Here is a 21,289-nt window from a genome sequence, read left to right on the forward strand (position 1 = left end):
GACACGAAACCGCCGATCGCTACCTCTCGTGGGTACCGTGAGTCGCGGCCAGTCCGTCCAGGAGGTGCCTCAGCAGGCGGTCGAATGTCGCGTCCGGGTCGGCGGAACGGGCCGGTTCCGCCATCACCCGAGACAGGCGCGGGTAATCCGGGCTCGCCGCCACCGCCCGCAGGTAGCGGCCCTGGGCCTCGGCCAGTTCGCGCGTGGTCCGGCCGGCGCGGGCCGCGGCGCGGTCTTGGGCGACCTCGTATCCGACGTGGCTCGCCACGAATCCCACCACCAGGCTGATCACTTCGAGTGCGCCGTGTCCGTCGAACCCCGCCGGTTCGAGCACGGCGAGCGCGTGTTCCGTGAAGGCGAGCGTGTTCGGCCCGAGCGTCTGCCGTTCCGACAGGGCGGCCGGCAGCCACGGATGACGTCGCATCAGGTCCCGCTGGGCGTGCGCGATTTCTCGCAGATCCTCGGCCCATGCCCCCGTCGGGGCGGATGGATCCGGCTGGTCACCGGCGACTCGGTCGATCATCAACTCCAGCAGGGTCTCCTTGTTGGGCACATAGGAGTACAGGGACATCACCCCGACACCGACGCGCGCCGCGACGCTGCGCATGGTCACGGCGGCGAGCCCGTCGGCGTCGGCGATCGCGACGGCCGCGGCCGTCACCTCGGCGCGGCTGTGCGTGGGCGGGCGGCCACGACGGGGTTGCGGCCGAGCCGGCCACAACGCCTCGGGGTCCACACCAGGGCTTCGTTCGGATGAGTCCGGACCGGCCACGGCGGCTCCTTTCACAGGTGGGTGCTCGATGGGTGCCGGGTGGGTGCCGGGCATGTCCATCCAAGCATGCGCTATTCTGGTACTTAGTACGAGAATGGCGATCGCCACCAAGCACGGCCCGACGGTGACCCAGTGCATCGCGCGCAAGGTCGGAAAGCGAGAGCACCATGACGAGCACCACCTCCCACCCGATGTCCCCGGACCGACCCCCGCGGAAGCCGCCGCGTCGGGTCCGGGCGATGCGGCGCACGCTGCGCGGAATGCCCGCCGCCCCGTATCGGGTGGCATACGAGGCCGACCTGCGGATTCCCGCCGCCGACGGCAGCCCGCTGGTGGCCGACCACTACTTCCCGGCCGCCCCCGGCGACTTCCCCACGTTGCTCCTGCGCTCGCCGTACGGACGAGGTTTCCCCTGGTCCTCGATGTACGGACTCGCCTTCGCCGAACACGGGTTCCACGTCGTCCTGCAGAGCTGCCGGGGCACCGGCGGATCCGGCGGCACGTTCGCGCTCTGGCACAACGAGGCCGCCGACGGGCAGTCGACACTTGCGTGGCTGCGCGAACAGCCCTGGTTCACGGGGGTGTTGGGCACCATCGGCTCGAGCTACCTCGGCTACACACAGTGGGCCACGGCGCTCGACCCACCCCCGGAGTTGCGCGCGATGGTTTTCCACGCCGGCCTGCACGACCCGCACGCGTACTTCCACGCCGGCGGCGTCTTCCACCTGGAGAACGCGCTCGCCACCACCGCGGGCTTCCTGCACCAGCACCGAAGCAATTGGCGGTTCGTCAAGGCGGCCATCCGTCTCCAGCGCACCCTGCGGCGCGTCGCCCGCACGCTCCCACTGTCGGACGCCTGCGCCCTCGGACTCGGCGAGCGGGTGCCGTTCCTGGAGGGTGCGCTCGCCCACCCCGACGCCGCCGACCCGCACTGGGCGGGCGCGGACGCGGGCCGCGCCGCCGACACGCTCTCCGTGCCGACGCTCCTGGTCGCCGGTCGGCACGACGTCATGTTCGAGCAGAACCTCGGCCAGTACCACCGACTGCGACGGGCCGGATGCGAGACGGCACTGCTCGTCGGGCCGTGGACGCACGCCTCGATGCTGCAACAGGGGTGGCCGGAGGTGTTCGCGGACAGTCTGGCCTGGCTGCGCGCGCACCTGTATGACGATCGGTCGACGTTGCGGGAGTCCCCGGTGCGGGTGCACGTGGGCGGCGCCGACGACTGGCGGGATCTACCGGAGTGGCCTCCGGTGGATGCGGCAGCGCAGCGCCGGTACATCGCGGCCGACGGCGCGCTGAGCGACCGGCCCGATCCGGCCTCGGCGCCCTTGACGCTCCGCTACGACCCCGCCGACCCGACACCCTCCGTCGGCGGCGCGACGCTCTCGCCCAAGGCCGGCCCCCGTGACAACACCGCGTTGGAGGCTCGCGACGACGTCCTGATCTTCACCACACCGCCGCTGACCGAGCCGCTGGAGGTGTGCGGTCCCGTGCTCGCGGAGCTGTACGCGGCCACCGGCACCGATCACATCGACGTGTTCGCCCGTCTGTGCGACGTCGACGAACGCGGCCGGTCGACCAATGTGTGCGACGGCATCCTCCGGTTGACCCCGAACGGCTCATCGCCGGCGCGGGTCGTCGTCGTGTTGAGTGCCACCGCGTACCGCTTCGCGGCCGGGCATCGCATGCGCCTCCAGTTGAGCGGCGGCGCCCACCCACGCTTCGCCCGCAACACCGGATCGGGGGAGCCCGCGCACACGGCGCGGGAGATCGTGCCGACGAGCGTGGCGTTGTATCCGGATTCGGCCCTGGTCCTGAGCGTCGTCCCGACTCGGACGCCGGATGGCCGTCCGGTGGATCGCCCCTGAGAATCTCGGTTTCGGGAACGGTGCGGGGGCGTCCTCGTCGGGGCATGGTCGCCGCCGTGTCGGATGTGGCGTTGGTCTCGGCCGCCGGAAGTGCCGAAGCTTTCGCCAGGTGCCGGATTTGACGGGGCCGGAAGACTGGGAGAGAGGGCAATCCGCCGGTCGAATCGGGTCGGACACCCGAGCCTCGATCATCGGGGGTCTCGCACGTCGAGGTCTTGGGTTCCCGGGCGGTGGACGCGCGGGCGAGGGCGGCCGGTGCGGGTTGCCCGGACGGGAAGAGCGGAATGCGGGAACGTGTGGGACGTGTCGGTGTGGTCACCGGGGCGGCCGGCGGGATCGGCTACGGCATCGCGCGGGCGCTGGCGGGCGAGGGGATGCGGGTGGTCCTCGCGGACCGGGACGCGGTACGGCTCGAGGAGGCCGCCGCGACGCTGGGGGCGGACGGCGCCGAGGTGTTGGCGGTGCCCACCGACGTGCGGGACGCGGCGGCCGTCCAAGCCCTCGCGGATGCCGCGCTGGCCGGGTTCGGACGGGTCGACGTCGTCTGCAACAACGCCGGGGTGTGGACGCTGAACAGGCAGTGGGAGACCGAACTCGTCGACTGGCGGTGGGTCGTGGACGTCAACCTGTGGGGCGTCGTGCACGGCGTACGGACCTTCGTCCCGCTGATGCTCGCGCAACCGGAAGGCGGGCACATCGTGAACACCGCGTCGATGGGCGGCCTGATCGGCGGCGCGATGACCGGACCCTACAGTGCCACGAAGCACGCCATCGTCGGCCTGACCAAGGGGCTGCGCGCGGAACTCGCCGGAACCGCGGTCGGGGTGTCGCTGCTGTGTCCGGGCAAGGTGCGGTCCGAGATGCTCGACCGGGTCAACGCGCGCCCCGCCGCGGACGCCGCCGACGAGACTCCCGGCGACGGCGGGCCGACTCCGGCGGCGCGGGACGTGATCGACGCGATGCGCAGGTCACAGGCGGGGGCGATGAGCGCCCGGGAGGCCGGCGAACAGGTCGCCGCGGCGATCCGCGAGGACCGGTTCTGGGTGCTGCCGGGCGCCGATGCCCACGTGCCCTTGCTGCACGCGGAGTTCGACGAGTTGATCGGCGCGTTCGGATCGATGCCGGCCGACGGGTGAGCCCCGGACTCGGCATGTGCCGAAGGACAAGGACGCCCCCGTCCGGGGATCACCGCAGAATCCGAAGCGGCGGTGGGTCGCAGCGTGCTCCGGCGGGGGCAACGTGGTGTCGGTCGTCGTCTCCGGAGCCGATGTCACACTCCTTGGATCTGCGTCGTCTGGAGGGCATGAGAATCGCAGTTGCCAGGGGAAACGGGCGGACGGGGCGCCGCATGATCGACGAACCGCGTGCGTGTGGCGGTGGGGTGCGCGCGCCCGGTCGATCATCCCAGGGTCGTCCGATCCCAGCGCGAACCGTCGCGGAGCCGGAGCCGGTCGGGGTCGTCGCCGAGGTCACCGACATCGCCCACTCGTGCGAACCGACCCGACGCGGGCGCGGGCGCGGACGCGGGAGCAGCGGGCGGTGGGCGACGGCGATGCCGGTACCGCCGACGCGGTGGTTATCCGGTGCCTTGTCGTACCGGCGATGATGCAACTCCTCGGCCGCTGGGCTTGGTGGATGCCGGCGTGGCTGGATCGGCTGCTCCCTCGCGTGGAGGTGGAGCGCGGCTGACGGTCGAGGCGGTGCGCCCCCGGCGGAGCCGCTCCGTCGGGGGCGCACCGGGACGATGCGGCGCCCCGTGGCGCGCGTGAAGCCGGCCGACCCATCGAAGTCGTAGTCGAGGTCGGCCAACCGGGCGTGAGTTCACGCGGCCGACCGCAAGTGCCGGGCGGTGGCGTACGCGTAGTGCGGCGCAACCCGCGGGTCCAACGCGTCCGCGTCCCACCCCGGGACGGCGGCGCCGACGCGACGTCGGCCGGCGACACGGCGCCCGGGTGTGGTTCGACCCTGGTCGGCGTCGCCGGCCGTCGGCGACCACCGATGGCCGGGCACGGTGGCGACGGTGATCGGGCGCGCCTGCCGTTTGCACTCGTCGGCTACCGCCGGTACTCCGCATGAGACGAGGTCTCAACCGCGCTGTGCCGCCGTGACCTTGTCGGTTTGCGCCTTGAGGACGGCCGGTGGGATCTCTTGGTCGGCGTTTTGCGAGGCGCCCTGCACGATGACGTAACCGGCGCGCGTCGTGGTCATCCTGGCGCTGAGGCCGATATCCGAAGAGACCTTGAAGGCGATGCTTTCGTCACCGGTGTTCGGGTTCGGCAGCGGCGTTACGTGGTATGTCAGCGACGGCGTGCCATAGCGGAAGGTGCCGCATGAGGGGAGAGCCGCCTTGGCGTCCTTCAACAGCTTCTCGGCCACGCCCGGTTGATACGAGGCGAGGGAGAACGCGTACTGCGACTCCGTTGCGCCCGGCGGCGTCAGTTCGCCGCTGATGTGTGCGACGGAGGAATGGGTCACGCCGCCTCCGCCCATCAGATCCATGATGGACTGGCAGGCCGGCTTGTCGACGGTCGACACGTCCGGCTTCTCGACCTCCGGTGCCGCAACCCGCCAGCCGGTGGACGGGAGGTCGGCGGCGACCACGAATGCCGCCTTGAGCTGTGCCGCGTTGAGCGTCTTGGCCGGCGAGCCCTTGCCATCCGACGGTCGTGAAGTGCCGCTGCCGGACGGCCCGGGGGCGCCGGACCCGGACGCCTGGGGGGAACCGGGGGCACTGGTCGAGGATCCGGTCGTGGCACTGTTCGTCGGCGAACCGCTCTTGCCGTCCGCGTTGTTGCCGGAGCCGTCGGAACAGCCGACGGCGAACAGCAGCAGCGGGGCCACCGCCGCCGCCGTGGTCAATCGTTGACGTGCGGAGTGCATGAATTCGGTCTCTCTGTGGGCGGTGTACCGGGAGCAGGGCTGTCCGACGATACGTGTGTCGCAGTGGAGTGTTGGGGGGAGTTACGTTCCGTCTTGCGGTGGTGCACTGATGCGGATGTGCGGATGCCTTTTCGATGCGACGGGAACCGATGTGCGCCGGGTGGGGAAATTGTCCTATGCGGGCATGCGCGTGCGCGCATCCTCGCGCAATCGGGACTGGGAATCCGGTGGGGAAAGCACCGCGCGCCCACACGCCTTCCGAGCTTCTTCCGCTCGGGCCTCCGCGAACTCGTGCACGGCACCGAACACGACTCGGACTTCGCCAAGTCGGATGGCCGGGCAACGACTACCGGCAGGCGCGCAGCCGCTCGCCGAGCATCAGGGACCCGGTGGCCGTCGAGGGCGCCCACTTCGTCGGCGGGTCGGGTGGCCAGGAGATCCCGCCACCGAGCACGACCGAGCTACACCGACCCGGGCCTGACTTCGGCGCTCGTGGGCGCGGTTGGGTACCGTCGGGGCACGAGGGGCGCTGGGGGGTGTCCCGGACTCGGGGGAGTTGAACGGCCATGCCTGCCTTGGACGAACGGAACGGTGCTGGCTCTGCGGCGAGTCGGCCGCAGTGGTGGTGGTGCGTCCCGGTGGCGGTGACGCTCATCGGACTGCCGGTCCTACTCTTCGCCGACTGGCACATCCTGGCGGACCTGTGGTTCGGGAACTGCGAGCACGACGACAACTCTTGCGACGGCCCGTACACCGAAGCCGGGAAGCTCAGAGCCAAAGCGGTCACATGGTTCCTGGCGGCCGGCCAGATAGCGGCGTTCTCCGCCATGTGGGGTACCGCGAAGAGCCGCAAGGCGAAGGTACGGGCGCGGCAGGCGCTCGCCCACGGTGCTCTCGTTGCGGCCCCGGTGGCGGCCGGGGCGGTGGCTTGGATCTGGTGATGTGGCCGGTTGTCGGTTGTGGGTTTCAGTTGCGTCGGGTGGTTTCGGGGCGTGCGTGGGCGGTGCGTCACCTGTCGGACGTCGACGGGTCCGGAACCGTCGGGGGCAGCAGGAGGCCTGTCGGATCCCGCCCGGGATCGTTCGGATCGACGATGGCGGGGAGCAGGCAGGAATGGCCTCCATGCGTGCCGCCTCGCGAAAGCTGGTGAACGCCACCTTCGCCGTTCGAGATGACTCGGGCTCCGGGCCTGGCCGGAGCCCGAGTGAAGACGATGTTGCCCGGGACGCTTCGGCGTCCCGGGCAACGTGTGTGAGCGGCAGTGCCGGGTTTCAGTGCGGGGCCTGCCCGCGTGGCCCACTGGTGCCGATGGGTCGCGGGTGTGGTCGCTGTCGGGGGTGCGGGCCGCCCGCCGGTGGTGAAGGGGATGGCGGGCGGCCCGGTCGGGGGTGGGGTGTGTTCAGGGGGCGAGTACGACCGTTTTACCGCTCAGTCGTCCGGTGCCGGCGTCGTTGTGGACGGCGGCCAGGTCGGTGGCCGGTCGGTGGGCGGCGATGTGGAGGCGGAGGGTGCCGGCGTCGATCTTGGCGGCCAGTTCGGCGAGTTGGGTTGCGTCGCTGCGGACCCACAGGTTCGCGCTGCGCACCCCACGCGTGGGGTCGTCGGGGACGGGGCCGGCCGTGCTGGCGGCGACCCCGCCGTCGGCGACGTGGTGCGTCAGGTGCGCGAGTTCCTCCGGGGAGAGGCGCACGTGGTTGATCACGACCTGGAACGGACCGCCCACGACGGCCGGGCCCGCGGCGAGGTCGAGGGGGCCGACCACCCGGTCGGCGCCGTAGCCGCGGAGGCGGTCGGCGTGCTGCGGCGCGTCGACCGCGGTCACGTGTGCTCCCGCGTCGACGGCGAGTTGCACGACGAGGCTGCCCACCGCGCCGCCGGCTCCGTTGATCAGGACGGTGTGGCCGGGCTCGAGTTCGGCGAGTTCGAACGCGGTCTGCCAGGCGGCCAGGCCGGTCAGTGGCAGTGCCGCAGCGTCGATCAGCTCGATCGTGCGGGGCGCCGGGGCGAGGGATTCGGCCGGGGCGAGGACGTACTCGGCGGCGGCGCCGGCCGAGTCGAGGGGCAGCATCGCCACGACCCGGTCGCCGACCTGCGGGCCGGTGACGCCCGGGCCGAGTTCGGCGACGGTGCCCGCCAGGTCGATCCCGGGCACGTACGGGAGAGTTATCGGGATCATCTCGGCCAGGACGCCGGCGCGGATGTGGTCGTCGACGGGGTTGAACGAGGTGGCCGCGACCCGTACCAGGACCTGTCCGGTGCCGGGGACCGGGCGGTCGACGTCCTCGTGGCGCAGGACCTCGCTGCCGCCGAACTCGTGGAAACGTATTGCCTTCATGGCACTTCCTTCGGGGTGTGGTGATGTCGTCGCCGACGGGTGCGGCGATCGGGGTGGGAAGGCTGAGCACGTCGGTGTGCTCAGGTCAGCTGCATCGACCGAGTGGAGTTGCCCAGCACCATGCGGTCGATGGCGCTCACGGCGCTGCCGGGGTCGTCGGCGGCGCCGACGGTGAGCAGCAGCGGTACGAAGTGGTCGGCCGTCGGGTGGGCGACCGCGGCGCCCGGTGCCTTGTTGCGGTAGTCGGCGAGGGCATCGGCGTCGCCCCGGGCGAGGGCGTCGACGGCCCATTGGTCGAAGGCCGCAGTGTCGGCGGCGAGTTCCGGTCGGCGGAAGACGGCGAAGCTGTGCGTCATGAAGCCCGAACCGAGAACGAGGATGCCTTCGTCGCGCAGCGGCCGCAGGCGTGCCCCGAGTTCGAGCAGGGCGCCGGGATCGAGGCTGGGCATCGACAGTTGCACGACCGGGACGTCGGCCGCGGGGTACATGGCCATGAGCGGGATGAAGGCGCCATGGTCGAGGCCGCGGTCGGCGAACTCGTGCACCGGCGTTGGGCCGAGCAGGCCGCTGAGCCGTCGAGCCAGGTCGCCGGCGTCGGGGGTCGCGTAGGGAAGGGTCTTGTAGCGGGGGTGGAAGCCGCTGAAGTCGTAGTGGAGCGGAGTGCCGGCGGCGGCTCCGGATATCACGACCGGTGCGTGTTCCCAGTGGGCCGAGACGACCACGATGGCCCGAGGTTTGGGCAGTGACCGGGCCCAGTCGAAGAGGTCGCCGAGCCACTGCGGATCGTCGAGGGTGAACGGCGCGCCGTGGCTGACGAAGAGGCTGGGCAAGGGCCCGTCGGAGGGGTTCCACACCCGCTGCTCGCGCGCCTGTGGCAGGACCCGGGCAAGGAGATCGTCGTACGCCGCGGCCGGTGTGCGCGACGGGAGTGGGGAAGTCAGGCGGTTCGGGGAGGCCGGGCTGCTCGTGGTGGTCATCGAAATCAGCTCCTTCACTTGCCTCGGCAAGCACTTTCACTTGCCTGGGCAAGTGAAAAAGTAGCTCATGGAGAGTTGCCCAGGCAAGTGATGCGAGTTGCTCGGGCAAGTATGATGAGGCTCATGGACTCTCGGTCGCCCTGGCTCGACGACGATCAGCAGGACCTGTGGCAGGCGCTGCTGACGGTCGTCATCGCCCTCCCGGCGGCCCTCGACCGCCAACTACAGCGCGACGCGGGCATCTCGAACTTCGAGTACGGGGTGCTGGCCCGGCTGTCCACGGCCGACGAGGCCACGATGCGGCTCGGCGACCTGGCCCGGGTCTGCGACAGCACCCAGCCCCGCCTGTCCAAGGCGATGGACCGCTTCGAGGCCCGCGCCTGGGTCGCCCGCCGACCCGACCCCGGCGACGGCCGCTACACCCTCGCCACCCTGACCGACGCCGGCCGGCAGAAACTCGTCGAGAGCGCACCGGAACACGTCGCCCAGGTGAAGCGACTCGTGTTCGACCCACTCACCGCCGCCCAACGCCGCCACCTCGAGACCGCACTCACCCGCATCGCCGCCACCGTGCGCCGGGAACTCGAAGGCGGCTGAACACCGCCCTCACGCGGGGTCCTCCGTCGGCTCCGCGACGGCGGCGACCGCGGTGCGCGGGGAAGGCGCGGATCTCGCCGGCGGCGCATTCGTGGTCGGCCGGCCGACCACGGCAACTGAGACTTCACGGCGCGGGCGACTCGCCCGACATTGCTTCTCCGCTTCTCCGCGGATCAGAACGTTGCGCAGCGGCAATCGGCTGGTTCGTACATCAATACGATGCTCGGGTGACGAGTGACGTGGCGACCGGTCAGCCGACCCGCAGGCAAGTACCGCAGGGGGATGCGGAGTCCCCCGGCAGCACCGGGGCCGCACGTCCCGAGCCGCGCGGGTGGGCCTGGTCACTGGCCCGATTCGGTTACCGGGACCGACCGCCGACCTCGCTGCGCGAGCGGCTGGTGCCCTCGTACACCGACAACAGCGCGTACACCGGCGGCGGCTGGTTGCCCTGCGTTCTGGTGACCCTGCTGGCCGGCTTCATCCGGTTCTGGAACCTGGGCAGGCCCAGGGCGGTGATATTCGACGAGACGTACTACGCCAAGGACGGCTGGTCGCTGCTCGAACTCGGCTACGAGGGCACCTGGCCCAAGGAGGCCAACGAGCAGATCCTGGCCGGGCAACACGACATCCTGCAGACGCAGGGCTCGTACATCGTGCACCCGCCGATCGGGAAGTGGACGATCGCGCTGGGCGAGCAACTCTTCGGACTCACCCCGTTCGGATGGCGCTTCGCCCTCGCCGTGCTCGGCACGCTCTCGGTGCTGATGCTGTGCCGGATCGGCCGCCGCCTGTTCCGCTCCACGCTGCTCGGCTGCGTCGCCGGACTGCTGATGTCGCTCGACGGCCTGCACTTCGTGATGAGCCGCACCTCGCTGCTCGACCTCGTGCTGATGTTCTGGATCCTGGCCGCGTTCGGATGCCTGCTGATCGACCGCGACGACACCAGGGCGATCGCCGCCCGATTGTTCGAGTCCGGCCCGGACGCCGCACGCGCGGCCTCGATGAAATTCGGCCTGCGCCCCTGGCGGATCATGGCCGGCATCTGCCTCGGCCTGGCCTGCGGCACCAAATGGAGCGGCATCTACGTCCTCGCCGCCTTCGGCGTGATGACCGTGCTGTGGGACGCCGGCACCCGCCGCGCCTGCGGCGCCCGCCGCCCCTACCGCGCCACACTGCGCCACGACGTGCTGTTCGCGTTCCTGTCCACCGTGCTGGTCGCGCTGATGATCTACATCTGGTCCTGGACCGGCTGGCTGATGACCGACGACGGCTACTTCCGGGACTGGGCCGACCACCGGGCCGGGCTATCCCCGGACCAGGTCTTCGGGATCCCGCTGCCGCAATTCGGCATGACGTGGGTGCCCGCGCCGCTGCGCAGCCTGTGGCACTACCACGCCGAAATGTGGTCGTTCCATACTCATCTGGACGCCCCGCACATGTACCAGTCGAACCCGTGGAGCTGGCCGGTGCTCGGCCGGCCGGTGCTCTACTACAACGAGACCGTGCACCGGGGCACGGCCGGCTGCACCGAGCAGGACTGCTACCAGACGGTGCTCGGCATCGGGACGCCGCTGCTGTGGTGGACCGGCGTGATCGCGGTCGGCTACCTGCTGTTCCGCTGGGCCGGGCGCCGGGACTGGCGCGCGGGCGCGATCCTGTGCGGACTCGCCGCCGCGTACCTGCCGTGGATGGCCTACCAGCAGCGGACCATCTTCCTGTTCTACGCCGTCGCGTTCGTCCCGTTCCTGTGCCTGGCGGTGACCATGATGCTCGGCGCGCTGCTCGGCCCACCCGGGGCCGGCGAACGGCGGCGGGCCTGGGGCACGGCGGGCGTGGTCGCGATCATCGCGCTGATCGCGTGGAACTTTCTGTACTTCTATCCGATCCTCGCCGGCGAGACGATCGGTCGAAGTGCGTGGCTGGACCGCATGTGGTTCAGCACCTGGACCTGAGCCGGAGGGTCGCTTGTGCTCACACGGCTGCCGGCCCGCTGTGTGCGGCCGGTGATGTACGCGGCTCCGCCTCTTGTGGCGAACCGAGCCGACCGCTCGGTCCGCTCGGTTCGCCACAGCGAGCATCGTCGCGGCCTGGTCGCCCAACGCGCCCAACGTTTCCGCGTCGGCGTCTCGATGGCTCAGGTTGCCCCGATGGCAAGCGTCGGATGTGCCGTTGGATTGGCGTGTTCCTAAGCGACCGTGAGCACGATCTTGCCCTGGATGTGCCCACGGGCGGCGCGTTCGTGCGCTGCTCGGGCGTCCGCGAGCGCGAACGTGCTGTCGATCGCGGCGCGGACCGTGCCCGTGTCGAGCAGGCGTCCCAGTTCGGCGAGCTGCGCGCCGTTCGAGCGGACCTGGGTGCCGCTGACTGTGACGCCCAGCTTTGCGGTCTCTGCTTCGTCGAATTCGCCGAAGAACACGGGGAACTGGGAGCCGCCGCGCTTGAGTGTGCGCAGGAAGCGCTTGCTGTCGGGGCCACCGACGGTGTCGAGAACGAGGTCGACGTCACGTACGAGTTCCTCGGGACGACTCTTGGTGTAGTCGATGAACTCGTCTGCGCCGAGGTCGCTCAGGAACGACTCGTGCGCGCCCGATGCCACCGCGATGACATGGGCCCCTTTCCATTTCGCCAGCTGTAGCGCGAAGTGCCCCACTCCGCCCGCGGCGCCGTTGATGAGCACCCTCACGTCGGCGTCGAGTGGCACCGGGCGATGTCTCGCCGCCTGGAAGGGCGACGGGTGATCGTGTCCGAGTTCGATCAGGAACTGCCACGCCGTCAGCCCGGCCATGGGCACCGCGGCGGCTTGCGTGTGATCGATGCCGGCCGGCTTGAGCGCGAGGTCCGACGCAGGTGCGACCGCGTACTCGGCATATGTGCTGCCATCGAAGCTGGGGAAGCGCAGGAGGCCGAAGACCTCATCGCCGACGGAGAGGCGGTCCACATCCGCGGCGACGGCCTCGACGACGCCGGACAGGTCCGTTCCGGGAATCACGGGCAAGCTGATCTTCGGCCTCGTCTCCGGAGGCAGGTTGGACATCCCGTCGCGCAGGTACCAGTCGGGGGGATTGATGCCGACCGCGTGCACGCGAACGAGCACCTCGCCCGGTCCCGGCTCGGGAATCGGCACCTCGTCGTAGCGCAGAACTTCAGGTCCGCCGTGCTCGTGGAGCCGGATCGCCCTCATCGTGTGTGTCGGCATCGTTTCTCCTGCCAGCGCTGCGGTATAGGCTCATTCGGATCAGCGATCCACATAAGTGGACCACTGATCCGAATATATGGACCACTGATCCGGATAGTCAAGAGGGGTAGATGCGGGCCGACGCCAGGAAGAATCGCGACCACCTGCTCGCAGTAGCGGGCACCGCCATCGCCGAGCAGGGCGTCGACGTCTCCCTGCGCGACATCGCGCGCAGGGCCGATGTCGGGCTCGCGACACTGCTGCGGCACTTCCCGACGCGCGAGGCGCTGCTCGAGGTCCTGCTCCGCACGAGATTCGACGAACTGACGGCAAAGGCGGCCGAACTCGAGACATCGAGCTCACCCGAAGACGCTCTCGTTTCGTGGCTGCGCGACTGTGTCGCGTGGGCAACCGAGTATCGGGGCGTGACCGTGCTGATGGCAGCCGCCATCGGGGACACCGAATCCGCGCTCCACGCTTCGTGCGTCACCCTGCGCGCAGGCGGTGCGCGGCTCCTCACCCGTGCCCAGGCCGCGGGCATGGCACGGAGCGATATCGATGGCGCCGATTTGTTTGCGCTGGTCGCGGCGCTCGCGTGGCTCGGCGATCAACCCCCGCTCGCGCCGCGCGCCGACCACCTCTTCGACGTTGTCGCGAGCGCGATTCTGACGAGCGCGGGGAGCGGCGATGCCGAGGGGGAAGGCCGCCCTCGCTCCCGTAGCTGAATCGTCGCGCACGGGGGCCGGCGAACTCGGCCGTGCGCGCTCGGCAAGGAGCGCATCGACGCCGGGTTCGCCAAGGCGGTGATGGGCCCGGCATCGAGCCACGCGTGATCGTCCCGCGGGCAGTGTCCGGGGCCACGGCGAGCGCGCTGTGCTGCTCCCTCCATCGGCGTGACCGCGTGGATCGGCCGGTCAAGGCCTCGACCGCAGGACGTGTTCGCACCGACAGCGTGCTCCGGGGACGCGGCCCCTCGTCCATCCGTACGCCCTTCGCCGGTCGGGCGCCACGGTCGCGCCGCACGTGCCGACCGACCCACGTGCCCGGGAGGACGCGACGCGCCCTGCCCGGGAGGACACGACGCGCCCGTCACCGCGCAGAGTTCCGCACGCCGTCCTGGGCGGCTGCTGCGACCTTCCTCGACCCTGGAGCGCCGCTGTTCGGGACATGTCCCGGACAGTCCGGACCTTGTTCCCGGGGCGTGCCGGGTGGTGAATCCGGGAGAGAGCAATCGATCCCTTCGGTCATATCGTTTCGGAAAAGAGGATCCTTGTGTCCAAGGTGAAGAAGACCTTGTATGTGCGCACCTCCATGACGGCGGGCCTGACGTGAGCGACGACAACACCGTCGAAGCCGAGATCGTGGAGCGTGTCCGCGATCGCTACGCCGGTGCCGCGACCCGCGCCGCGTCCGGCGAGACACTGATCGACCCGTGCGCCACACCGGTGTTCGGCGCCGGGCTGTACGACGGCACCGGGCTCGTCGAGGAGATTCCGCTCGGGGCCGCGGCGGCGAGCCTGGGCTGCGGCAATCCACTCGCCGTCGCCGACCTCGCCGAGGGTGAGACCGTACTGGACCTCGGCTCCGGGGGCGGCATCGACGTCCTGCTGTCCGCCAAGCGCGTCGGCCCCGGCGGGCAGGCGATCGGTCTGGACATGACCGACGAGATGCTGCACCTGGCCCGCCGGCACGCGGCCGAAGCGGGCGCGGCGAACGCCGAGTTCGTGAAGGGTCGCATCGAGGACATCCCCCTGTCCGACGCCACGGTGGACGTCGTCATCTCCAACTGCGTCATCACCCTGTCCACCGACAAGCCCCGCGTCTTCTGCGAGATCGCCCGCGTCCTGCGGCCCGGCGGCCGGCTCGGCATCAGCGACCTGATCGCCGACACCGACACCGACACCACCCGTACGCTCGACGTCGACCCCACCGGCTGCGGGGCGACCGCCGTTACCGCCGACGAGTACAAAGGCCAACTCGCGGCCGCCGGACTCGTCGACATCACCATCACGCCCACCCACCAGGCCGGGCCCGGCCTCACCGCCGTCATCGTCCGCGCCCGGCGTCCGGAGCGGTGACCGAACACGCCAGGGCCACCACGTTCGCCGTCACGGCGATGCCGTCCAAGCCGCCGACCAGGACCCTGGCGAGCCACCGGGCGGCCATCGCCCCGGCGACGCCACGTCCGAGACCGCCGCCGCCGACCGGGGCGCCCCCGACCGGTACGCCGCCGACGGATCCGAGCTCACCGGCCACCGCTTCCTCGTCGCGCTCGACGCCGCCGGCCGCGTCCTCGGCTGGTCGCCGCCTCCGCCGTGTCCGAGCGGTGCGAGTACGCCGGAGTCGTCGGACACTCCGTCCGGGTGAGCCCCGACGCGTGGGGCACGGCCTCGGCCGTGCCCCCGCCGGGTGAGCTGGTTGCCTCCACCGAGGCCGCCGGCATCTGGTGTCCCGTCGCTGGTCAGCGTGTTCGGAGTATGGGTGTGAGGGCTTTCATCCACGTGTCACGGACATCGGCCCACTCGGTCCCGCAGCCGGCGGCGCGCTCCGGGGGCAGCAGGCCGGTGTTCCGCAGGTCGGGGTTTCGGTCGGGAGCGGCGCCGTAGAGGTAGCACAGGTGGTTGGCGGCGCGAACGGGATCCGGAGAGTGTTCGTCCTTGCGGCCGTCGGTCTCGTCGTCCTCGGCTGCGGAGAGTCGATACTCCTCGACGGCCGCTCGCAACCGGCGCTCGCCGTCGACGCCTTGGCGAAGCAGCATGAAGGCGGCGAACCGGTCCGCGGCGTCCTCCTCGGCCCGGTCGTCGAAGGGCAGGTTCAGCACGTCGACGAGGGCGTGGCCGGCCTCGTGGTACAGGGTTTCGACCATCACGGCGACGACCTCGTCGTCGGCCGGGCGGTGCCCCGCGCGCTCGAAGAGCGCACGCTCGTCGGCGACATCGTCGTAGCAGACCTCGATGCGGCGGGTTTCGGGATCGTAGGCGGAGCCCTCCCCGTTGCAGGATCGGCCGACGACGGATATCTCGCGGCCGGGGTCGACGAAGGTGTCGAGTGCTTCGGCGACGGTCTCCATCGGCCGCCGGGAACGCAGGAAGGCGGCATCGTTTCGATCGTCGGGCGCCGGCTCCTCGTAGCGGACCATGAAGCCTCGATGGGCCGGGGCCGGGGCCGGGTTCGAGGAGGTGGGATCGCTCGTCGGCCGGACCTGCGTGACGTCGCCCGACGAACTGCATCCACCGAGCAGCACGATCGCCAGGATGCCCACCCACGCCCGGCTCGGGACGCGCCAGGGACTGTGTCGCTCCAATGCCCGCATACCCAGCATCCTCCATCGGTCGTCAACGGCAATCGTTGTCCCCCGACCGAACTGTCGGGCGCGAGCACGGCGCAGGAAGAAGAGGACGACACCCAGGGGGTATCACGTCGGCCGCGTCGGCCGCGTCGGCGGCGCCGGCGGCGCCGGCGATGAGGACGGTGGCGGACGACCCGAGGATCCGTCATCGTGTGGGTTCGCGCTCCCGGGGCCGGAGGGTCGGTATTCCGGGCCGGGCAGAGGGTTGCGAGGTGGCCGAGGGCTCCGGTCGGAAGCTCGGGCGAATGGGGGTCACCGGACCGCCAAGGTTTTCCGTCCTGCTTCGACTGCGACCGACCCACCGCACGCGGCCCGTCGCAACGGCGCGCGTGAACGATCATGTTCGAACATGCCGTCACGAAGCCGGCCGGATTCCCCGCGAGCGGCCGGAGAGCAGTCTTCGCACCGTCCCGGTGAGCGGGCCGGCCGCGTCGACGCGGTCTGGTTGCGATGATCGGCAGGCCGAGGAAGCAGGATGAGGTCGGGATGGCTTTGGCCCCGCTTGGCCACCGGTGGCCCACGCGACCCGGTGTCCTTCGACGGCATCGGTCGCCGAGGGCCAAGACTGCGTTGTCGTTCGGAAAGCCGCTGGTCAATGCGGTGGATGTGCCGCCATGATGGGCTCATTCCGGTACACGACGCGAGGAGATTGCGATGGCCGTGCCCGAACTCAGTACCGATCAGCGCCGGGCCGCGCTGGAGGCGGCCACCGCCGCCCGCAGGGAACGGGCCGAGGTGAAGGAGGCACTCAAGCGCGGCCGCGTGTCGCTGCGCGAGGTGTTGGCCACCGACTCACCGGCCGTTCGCAAGATGCCGGTCCGCGCCCTGCTCGAATCCCTCCCCGACATCGGGAAGGTACGCGCCGACCGACTCCTCGCCGAACTGCAGATCTCCGAGAGCCGCCGGGTCCGCGGCCTCGGGCCGCAGCAGCGCGACCGACTCCTGGAACGCCTCGCGCCCCAGGGCTGACCGACGCAGCCCGGCCGCGTGGTCTCACCGCAGACGTCGACGATGTGGACTTCGTTGGGCTCCGGCCGAGGCCCTGTCCGGCGGATCTTGGTGGATCAGGCCGCGTCGTCCGGTGCCGTGCATCGGCGTGCCGGAGAAGCAGCCGCATAGTTGGTTCTATTCGGCTGCTTCTCCGGTGCGGCGAAGGCGCGGTGCCAGGCGGCGTGGACCCACCGGGATCCGCCGGACAGAGCCTAGACCAGGCTGCTGCGGAAGCCGCGGCCGGCGCCGCGAAGACGTTGAATCTCCAACAGGCTCAAAGCACTCACGCCGCCGACGGCCGCGATCGAGACGACGTCCTGGACCGCTTCGGGGGTCGCGATGACGCCGTCCGAGACACGCCCCGCCACGACCGCCGCGATCATCATGAACGGGGCTGCCAGCGGGGGCAGGATCGGATGCGCGTTGCCCGCGTTGAACACCGAGCCGACCGCGAATACCGGCACCGTCAAGGCGAATCCGACCGTCGGCGGCACGAGGATCATGATCACCGGGACCCGGAGCGGGCTGTTTCCGCCCAGGTCCGCCACCACCTGCGTCCAGGCGAGCAGCACACCGGCGGCGGCCAGGACCAGAGCGGGCACCGTGGCCACCGGGCCGATCCCCTCGTTGCTCCACACCAGCCGACGCGCACGGTTCCACCGTTCGCCCGGCCTGGCCAGGGACACGATCACGACGCCGAGCAGCGGCACGAGCGATGCGGCGACCAGTGCCATCGCCGCGTACTTGTTCGCGACGAGCATCAGGAACTCGCGCGCCCCGTGCGGCTCGAAGCCATAGCGCCAGGCCAGGAACAGGGTCGTCGCGGTGGTGACCACCGAGCGGACCACGCCGTACCAGGTCCACCGCGACCAACGCGCCTTCACCGCCAAGGACATGCCCACGAACGCGAACACCCAGGCGAACACGACCTGGGCGAGTCCCCACCCGAACTCCAACGACCACGCGGGCACCGCGAATCCGCCTCCCGGAGCCAATGGACGACCGGATCGATCGAACCCGGCCCAAGCAATCGGAACTCAGGAACCCTAACAGCGCCTCGACGGGCTGGACTTCGCCCCCGGCCTCCGGCCCCCGGACACGGAGGACTTCGCCGACCGCAAGGTGAGGTGGAAGCATGCCGTCTCCATCACGCTCACCGAGGGCGACCGACCCGGTGTCGAACCGGGCCCCCTCGGACGCGAGCCTGGTCGACCGCCACCACCCGACGGTCCTCCCGCTGCTGCTGGGCGCGGGCAAGCGCCTGTTCAGCGCCACGGACAAGGACGCCCGGAAGCCGAGGCTCGTCGAACATCGGGCGTACGCCGACGGCCTGCGGAAGAGCGTCTCCGACGCCGTCCGTCGACCGAAGTGCCGCGGCGGGCGAGCCGGGACGAAGAGGCACCCCGAACGTCGCCGCGGCCTGCCCGGATGGGGCCGACACCGACACCGACACCTTCGACCGCCGGCGACAGCGCGCGGACGACGGTGTCGGCCGAATCCCGGAGCGGCGCGCGGCCCAGGCACCGGCGTGTGCCCGGGCCGCGCGCCGGCCGCCTGCGTCGTGCGGCCGGTCGGCGTGCTGCCGGTCAGCGTGCGGGCAGCGCCCGTCGGAAGGTCCCGGTGAGCCAGGCCGGCACCGTGATCGCGGTGCCGACGACGACCGCGTGCGCGCCCGCCGTGATCGCGGCGGACGCGTCGACGGGCCGGTGGTAGCGGCCCTCGGCGATCACCGGGACGGACACCAGGGCGGCCACGGCCTCCACCAGGGCCAGGTCCGGGCCCTCGGTGCGCGCACGGTGGGGGGTGTAGCCCGCCAGCGTGGTCGCCACCGCGTCCGCGCCGGCGTGCTCCGCGGCTCGGGCCTCGGCCTCGGTGGCCACGTCCGCCAGGACGAGCGCGCCGACCTCGTGGACGGCGCGCACCGCGTCGGCGAACGTGCTGCCGTCCGGTCGGGCCCGGTCGGTGCCGTCGATCGCGACGATGTGCGCGCCCGCCGCGACGACCGCTCTCGCGTGGTTCACGGTCGGCGTGATGTACACGCCCTCGGTGCCGTCCTTCCACAGCCCGATCACGGGCACGTCGACGGTCGCGGACACCGCCGCGACGTCCGGGACGCCACCGATGCCGCCGCAGCGGATCGCCGCCGCGCCGCCTTCCACCGCGGCGCGGGCGATGGCCGCCATGATCGCCGGATCGCGCAGCGGGTCGTCCGGCCGGTGGACCTGGACCGAGACGATCAGGCCGCCGCTCAGCCGCTCGAGGATGTGATGCACCGTCAAGTCCGTTCCGATTCGTTGCTGTGCAGGGAAAATGCCAGGTCTTCGGGCAACAGGGCGGCACCGATCAGCGGTGCGTCCAGACCCAACGACGCGGTCCGGACGGGAAGTTCGCGCAGTGGTGGCAGCACCTCGCCGCGCAGTGCTTCGGTGAGCGGCCCGATGAAGGCCTCGCCGATGCCGGTCACGCCGCCGCCCATGACCAGCAGGTCCGGATCCAGGGCGCAGACGAGTCCGGCGAGAGTGCGGCCCAGTACGGCGGCGGCGTGCCCGATCACCTCCCGCGCCCTTGCCTCGCCGGCGGCCGCGCGGCGCGCGATCTCGCGCAGATCCGGCCCGGGCACGCCGCTGTCGCCGCGATAGGCGGCCTCGATGGCCGGCCCCGAGGCGACCGCCTCCACGTGTCCGATCCGCCCACAGGCGCAGCGCCGAGTGCTCGTCGGGCCGGCCACGCTCAGGTGGCCCACCTCACCCGCGGTTCCGCGCGCGCCGCGTACGACGCGGCCGTCGAGGGCGAGCGCGCCGCCGACGCCGGTGCCGACCGACACGTACAGGATGGCGGCGTGGCCGGCCGCCGCGCCGCGGCGGAGCTCGCCGAGGGCGGCCACGTTGACGTCGTTGTCGACCAGTGCCGGAAGGCCCGTCGCGGCCCGGACCCCGGTCGCGATCGCGGTGCCCGCCCAGCCGGGGAGCAGGTCGGTCGCGGAGCGGACGATCCCGGTTCGCACGTCCACGGTGCCCGGTGCGCCGATGCCCACGAAGGTTGTCCCCGGGGCGAGTTCGCGCACGAGGTCGAGTACCGACGCGAGCACGCGGGCGGCTCCCGAGGTGGCCGGCGTCGCGCGTACACGTCGGTCGGTGACGGTGCCGTCGCGCTCGACCCGGGCGGCGGCGATCTTGGTGCCGCCGATGTCGACCCCGATCCGGGGCCATCCGGGCACGGTCATGCCGCGAGCAGACCGGCCCGGACCAGATACCCGCGTACGACGGCGATCTCCGCCGTGTTCAGCGGGATCTGCGGGGCCGCGGTCACGGGGCAGTCGATGACCCCGAGCGCGTGCAGGGCCGCCTTGAACGCGCCCAGCGCCGACGAACCTCGGCCCATGCGGTCCGGTGAGCCGGCGTCGACCAGGCCGAACAGGGCGATCAGGCGCTCCTGTTCGGTCTGCGCGGCATCCCAGTCGCCGGCCGCGGCGAGGTCTCGCAGTCGGGTGTATCCGTGCGGGTCGACGTTGCCCAGGCCCGGGACCACGCCGTGCGCGCCCATGCGGAACGCGGTGTCGACGGTCAATTCGGAGCCGGTGAGCAGGGTGAAGCCCGGGACGTCGGCGGTCTCCAGGAGCAGCCTGCGGAAGCCGCCCTCGTCGCCGCTCGAGTCCTTGACCGCCTGGATGACGCCGTCGCGGGCCAGCGTCGCCAGATGCGTGGTGCCGAGCTTGCTGTGGACCGACACCGGCAGGTCGTAGGCGATCACCGGAAGGTCGGTGACGGCGCGCAACATCCGAAAGTGCGCGTCGATCTCGGCCGGGTGGGTGCGGGTGTAGAAGGGTGCGGTGGCGACGACGCCGTCCGCACCGAGCTTTTCGGCGACCCGCACATGGTCGGCCACTCGGAGTGTGGCGGTGTCGATCACGCCGGTCACCACGGGGACACGGCCGGCGACGGTACCCACGGCGACCTCCAGGACGCGGGCGCGGTGGGCGTCGGGCAGGAAGGCGACCTCGCTGGTGGAGCCGAGGACGAACAGACCGTCCACGCCGGCGTCGAGCAGATGGGCGATCAGTCGCTCCAACGAGGGCGTGTCGACTTCGAGTTCCGCGGTGAGGGGCGTGCAGACGGGGGGTACGACGCCGCGAAGTGCGGTCGGCGACGGGGTCATGCGGTCACAGCTCCTGGTGGTGCGAGGCGGGAGGGAGGTATTTCGGGCATGACGGGACTGCCGGGCCGTCGGGCTCCGCGGCGTGAGCGCGGCGAGGAGCCCGAAGGGCGGATGCGGTGCCGGGCGTCGTGGGGCTCGCCGGGGGGTGAAGTCATGCCCCGGGGACGGGGGTCCGACGCGAGGTCCGC

19 protein-coding genes and 1 pseudogene are annotated in these 21,289 nt (G+C 71.3%); 9 read left to right on the forward strand and 11 right to left on the reverse strand.

The features are described from left to right. Nucleotides 1–19 precede the first annotated feature (19 nt). Nucleotides 20–772: a TetR/AcrR family transcriptional regulator C-terminal domain-containing protein gene (locus OG948_RS54395; RefSeq protein WP_331772499.1), complete on the reverse strand. Its 753-nt coding sequence runs from the start codon at nt 770–772 to the stop codon at nt 20–22. A gap of 167 nt (nt 773–939) precedes the next feature. On the opposite strand from OG948_RS54395, the gene OG948_RS54400 reads away from it, so the two are divergent. Both OG948_RS54400 and OG948_RS54405 read left to right on the forward strand, forming a co-directional pair. Continuing rightward, nucleotides 940–2,643, forward strand: coding sequence for a CocE/NonD family hydrolase (locus OG948_RS54400; RefSeq protein ID WP_331772500.1), 1,704 nt, complete (start codon nt 940–942; stop codon nt 2,641–2,643). 284 nt (nt 2,644–2,927) lie between these two features. Next, a complete protein-coding gene (locus OG948_RS54405) occupies nt 2,928–3,779 on the forward strand; it encodes an SDR family NAD(P)-dependent oxidoreductase (RefSeq protein ID WP_331772501.1) in 852 nt (283 codons plus the stop codon). 949 nt (nt 3,780–4,728) lie between these two features. Here OG948_RS54405 and OG948_RS54410 read toward each other — a convergent pair. Beyond that, nucleotides 4,729–5,484 (reverse strand): hypothetical protein, encoded by a 756-nt coding sequence (locus OG948_RS54410; protein WP_406300760.1) that lies wholly within the window; start codon nt 5,482–5,484, stop codon nt 4,729–4,731. 677 nt (nt 5,485–6,161) lie between these two features. On the opposite strand from OG948_RS54410, the gene OG948_RS54415 reads away from it, so the two are divergent. Then, a complete protein-coding gene (locus OG948_RS54415; RefSeq protein WP_331772504.1) occupies nt 6,162–6,464 on the forward strand; it encodes a hypothetical protein in 303 nt (100 codons plus the stop codon). A 458-nt stretch (nt 6,465–6,922) separates the two neighbouring features. Here OG948_RS54415 and OG948_RS54420 read toward each other — a convergent pair whose 3' ends face one another. Continuing rightward, the gene (locus OG948_RS54420; protein WP_331772505.1) at nt 6,923–7,858 is read right to left on the reverse strand and encodes an NADP-dependent oxidoreductase; all 936 of its coding nucleotides are present in this window, start codon (nt 7,856–7,858) and stop codon (nt 6,923–6,925) included. An 80-nt stretch (nt 7,859–7,938) separates the two neighbouring features. Continuing rightward, complete coding sequence (locus OG948_RS54425) at nt 7,939–8,835, reverse strand: class III extradiol ring-cleavage dioxygenase (RefSeq protein WP_331772506.1); 897 nt, start codon at nt 8,833–8,835, stop codon at nt 7,939–7,941. Nucleotides 8,836–8,958: 123 nt separating this feature from the next. Here OG948_RS54425 and OG948_RS54430 point away from each other — a divergent pair, with 123 nt between their 5' ends. Then, the gene (locus OG948_RS54430; protein WP_331772352.1) at nt 8,959–9,432 is read left to right on the forward strand and encodes a MarR family transcriptional regulator; all 474 of its coding nucleotides are present in this window, start codon (nt 8,959–8,961) and stop codon (nt 9,430–9,432) included. A gap of 227 nt (nt 9,433–9,659) precedes the next feature. Then, nucleotides 9,660–11,384, forward strand: coding sequence for a phospholipid carrier-dependent glycosyltransferase (locus tag OG948_RS54435; RefSeq protein WP_331772507.1), 1,725 nt, complete (start codon nt 9,660–9,662; stop codon nt 11,382–11,384). A 233-nt stretch (nt 11,385–11,617) separates the two neighbouring features. On the opposite strand, the gene OG948_RS54440 is transcribed toward OG948_RS54435, so the two are convergent. Next, entirely contained in the window at nt 11,618–12,628 is a 1,011-nt protein-coding gene (locus tag OG948_RS54440; RefSeq protein WP_331772508.1) for an NADP-dependent oxidoreductase, read from the reverse strand. 110 nt (nt 12,629–12,738) lie between these two features. Between OG948_RS54440 and OG948_RS54445 the strand changes: the two genes are divergently transcribed. Together OG948_RS54445 and OG948_RS54450 are read left to right on the forward strand one after the other, a co-directional pair. Then, on the forward strand, nt 12,739–13,332 hold the full coding sequence (locus OG948_RS54445; protein WP_331772509.1) for a TetR/AcrR family transcriptional regulator: 594 nt from the start codon (nt 12,739–12,741) through the stop codon (nt 13,330–13,332). Between the two features lie 603 nt (nt 13,333–13,935). Beyond that, the gene (locus OG948_RS54450; RefSeq protein WP_331772510.1) at nt 13,936–14,685 is read left to right on the forward strand and encodes a methyltransferase domain-containing protein; all 750 of its coding nucleotides are present in this window, start codon (nt 13,936–13,938) and stop codon (nt 14,683–14,685) included. Here OG948_RS54450 and OG948_RS54455 read toward each other — a convergent pair. Together OG948_RS54455 and OG948_RS54460 are read right to left on the reverse strand one after the other, a co-directional pair. Beyond that, nucleotides 14,654–14,863 (reverse strand): hypothetical protein, encoded by a 210-nt coding sequence (locus tag OG948_RS54455; RefSeq protein WP_331772511.1) that lies wholly within the window; start codon nt 14,861–14,863, stop codon nt 14,654–14,656. The genes OG948_RS54450 and OG948_RS54455 overlap by 32 nt on opposite strands. A 205-nt stretch (nt 14,864–15,068) precedes the next feature. Continuing rightward, nucleotides 15,069–15,920, reverse strand: a complete 852-nt coding sequence (locus tag OG948_RS54460; protein ID WP_331772512.1) for a DUF4344 domain-containing metallopeptidase — start codon at nt 15,918–15,920, stop codon at nt 15,069–15,071. Between the two features lie 690 nt (nt 15,921–16,610). On the opposite strand from OG948_RS54460, the gene mihF reads away from it, so the two are divergent. Next, nucleotides 16,611–16,925 carry an integration host factor, actinobacterial type gene (gene mihF / locus OG948_RS54465; RefSeq protein ID WP_331772513.1) on the forward strand — a complete coding sequence of 105 codons (315 nt, stop codon included), beginning with the start codon at nt 16,611–16,613 and terminating at the stop codon, nt 16,923–16,925. 233 nt (nt 16,926–17,158) lie between these two features. Here the strand turns inward: mihF and OG948_RS54470 are convergent, their stop codons facing one another. Further along, a complete protein-coding gene (locus tag OG948_RS54470; RefSeq protein WP_406300761.1) occupies nt 17,159–17,941 on the reverse strand; it encodes a hypothetical protein in 783 nt (260 codons plus the stop codon). A gap of 185 nt (nt 17,942–18,126) precedes the next feature. Here OG948_RS54470 and OG948_RS54475 point away from each other — a divergent pair. Then, nucleotides 18,127–18,306 (forward strand): annotated as a pseudogene (locus OG948_RS54475) (deaminase); the annotation flags it as partial. Nucleotides 18,307–18,532: 226 nt separating this feature from the next. Here the strand turns inward: OG948_RS54475 and OG948_RS54480 are convergent. Genes OG948_RS54480 through OG948_RS54490 form a run of 3 tightly spaced genes read right to left on the reverse strand, consistent with a single transcriptional unit; the run spans nt 18,533 to nt 21,101 of the window. Continuing rightward, complete coding sequence (locus OG948_RS54480; protein ID WP_331773610.1) at nt 18,533–19,219, reverse strand: putative N-acetylmannosamine-6-phosphate 2-epimerase; 687 nt, start codon at nt 19,217–19,219, stop codon at nt 18,533–18,535. Between the two features lie 2 nt (nt 19,220–19,221). Beyond that, nucleotides 19,222–20,169, reverse strand: coding sequence for an ROK family protein (locus OG948_RS54485; protein ID WP_331772515.1), 948 nt, complete (start codon nt 20,167–20,169; stop codon nt 19,222–19,224). Next, complete coding sequence (locus OG948_RS54490) at nt 20,166–21,101, reverse strand: dihydrodipicolinate synthase family protein (RefSeq protein WP_331772516.1); 936 nt, start codon at nt 21,099–21,101, stop codon at nt 20,166–20,168. The genes OG948_RS54485 and OG948_RS54490 overlap by 4 nt, the downstream gene beginning before the upstream one ends. Between the last annotated feature and the right edge of the window lie 188 nt (nt 21,102–21,289).

The sequence above is a fragment of the Embleya sp. NBC_00888 genome, assembly GCF_045207655.1.
Taxonomy (GTDB): Bacteria; Actinomycetota; Actinomycetes; order Streptomycetales; family Streptomycetaceae; genus Embleya.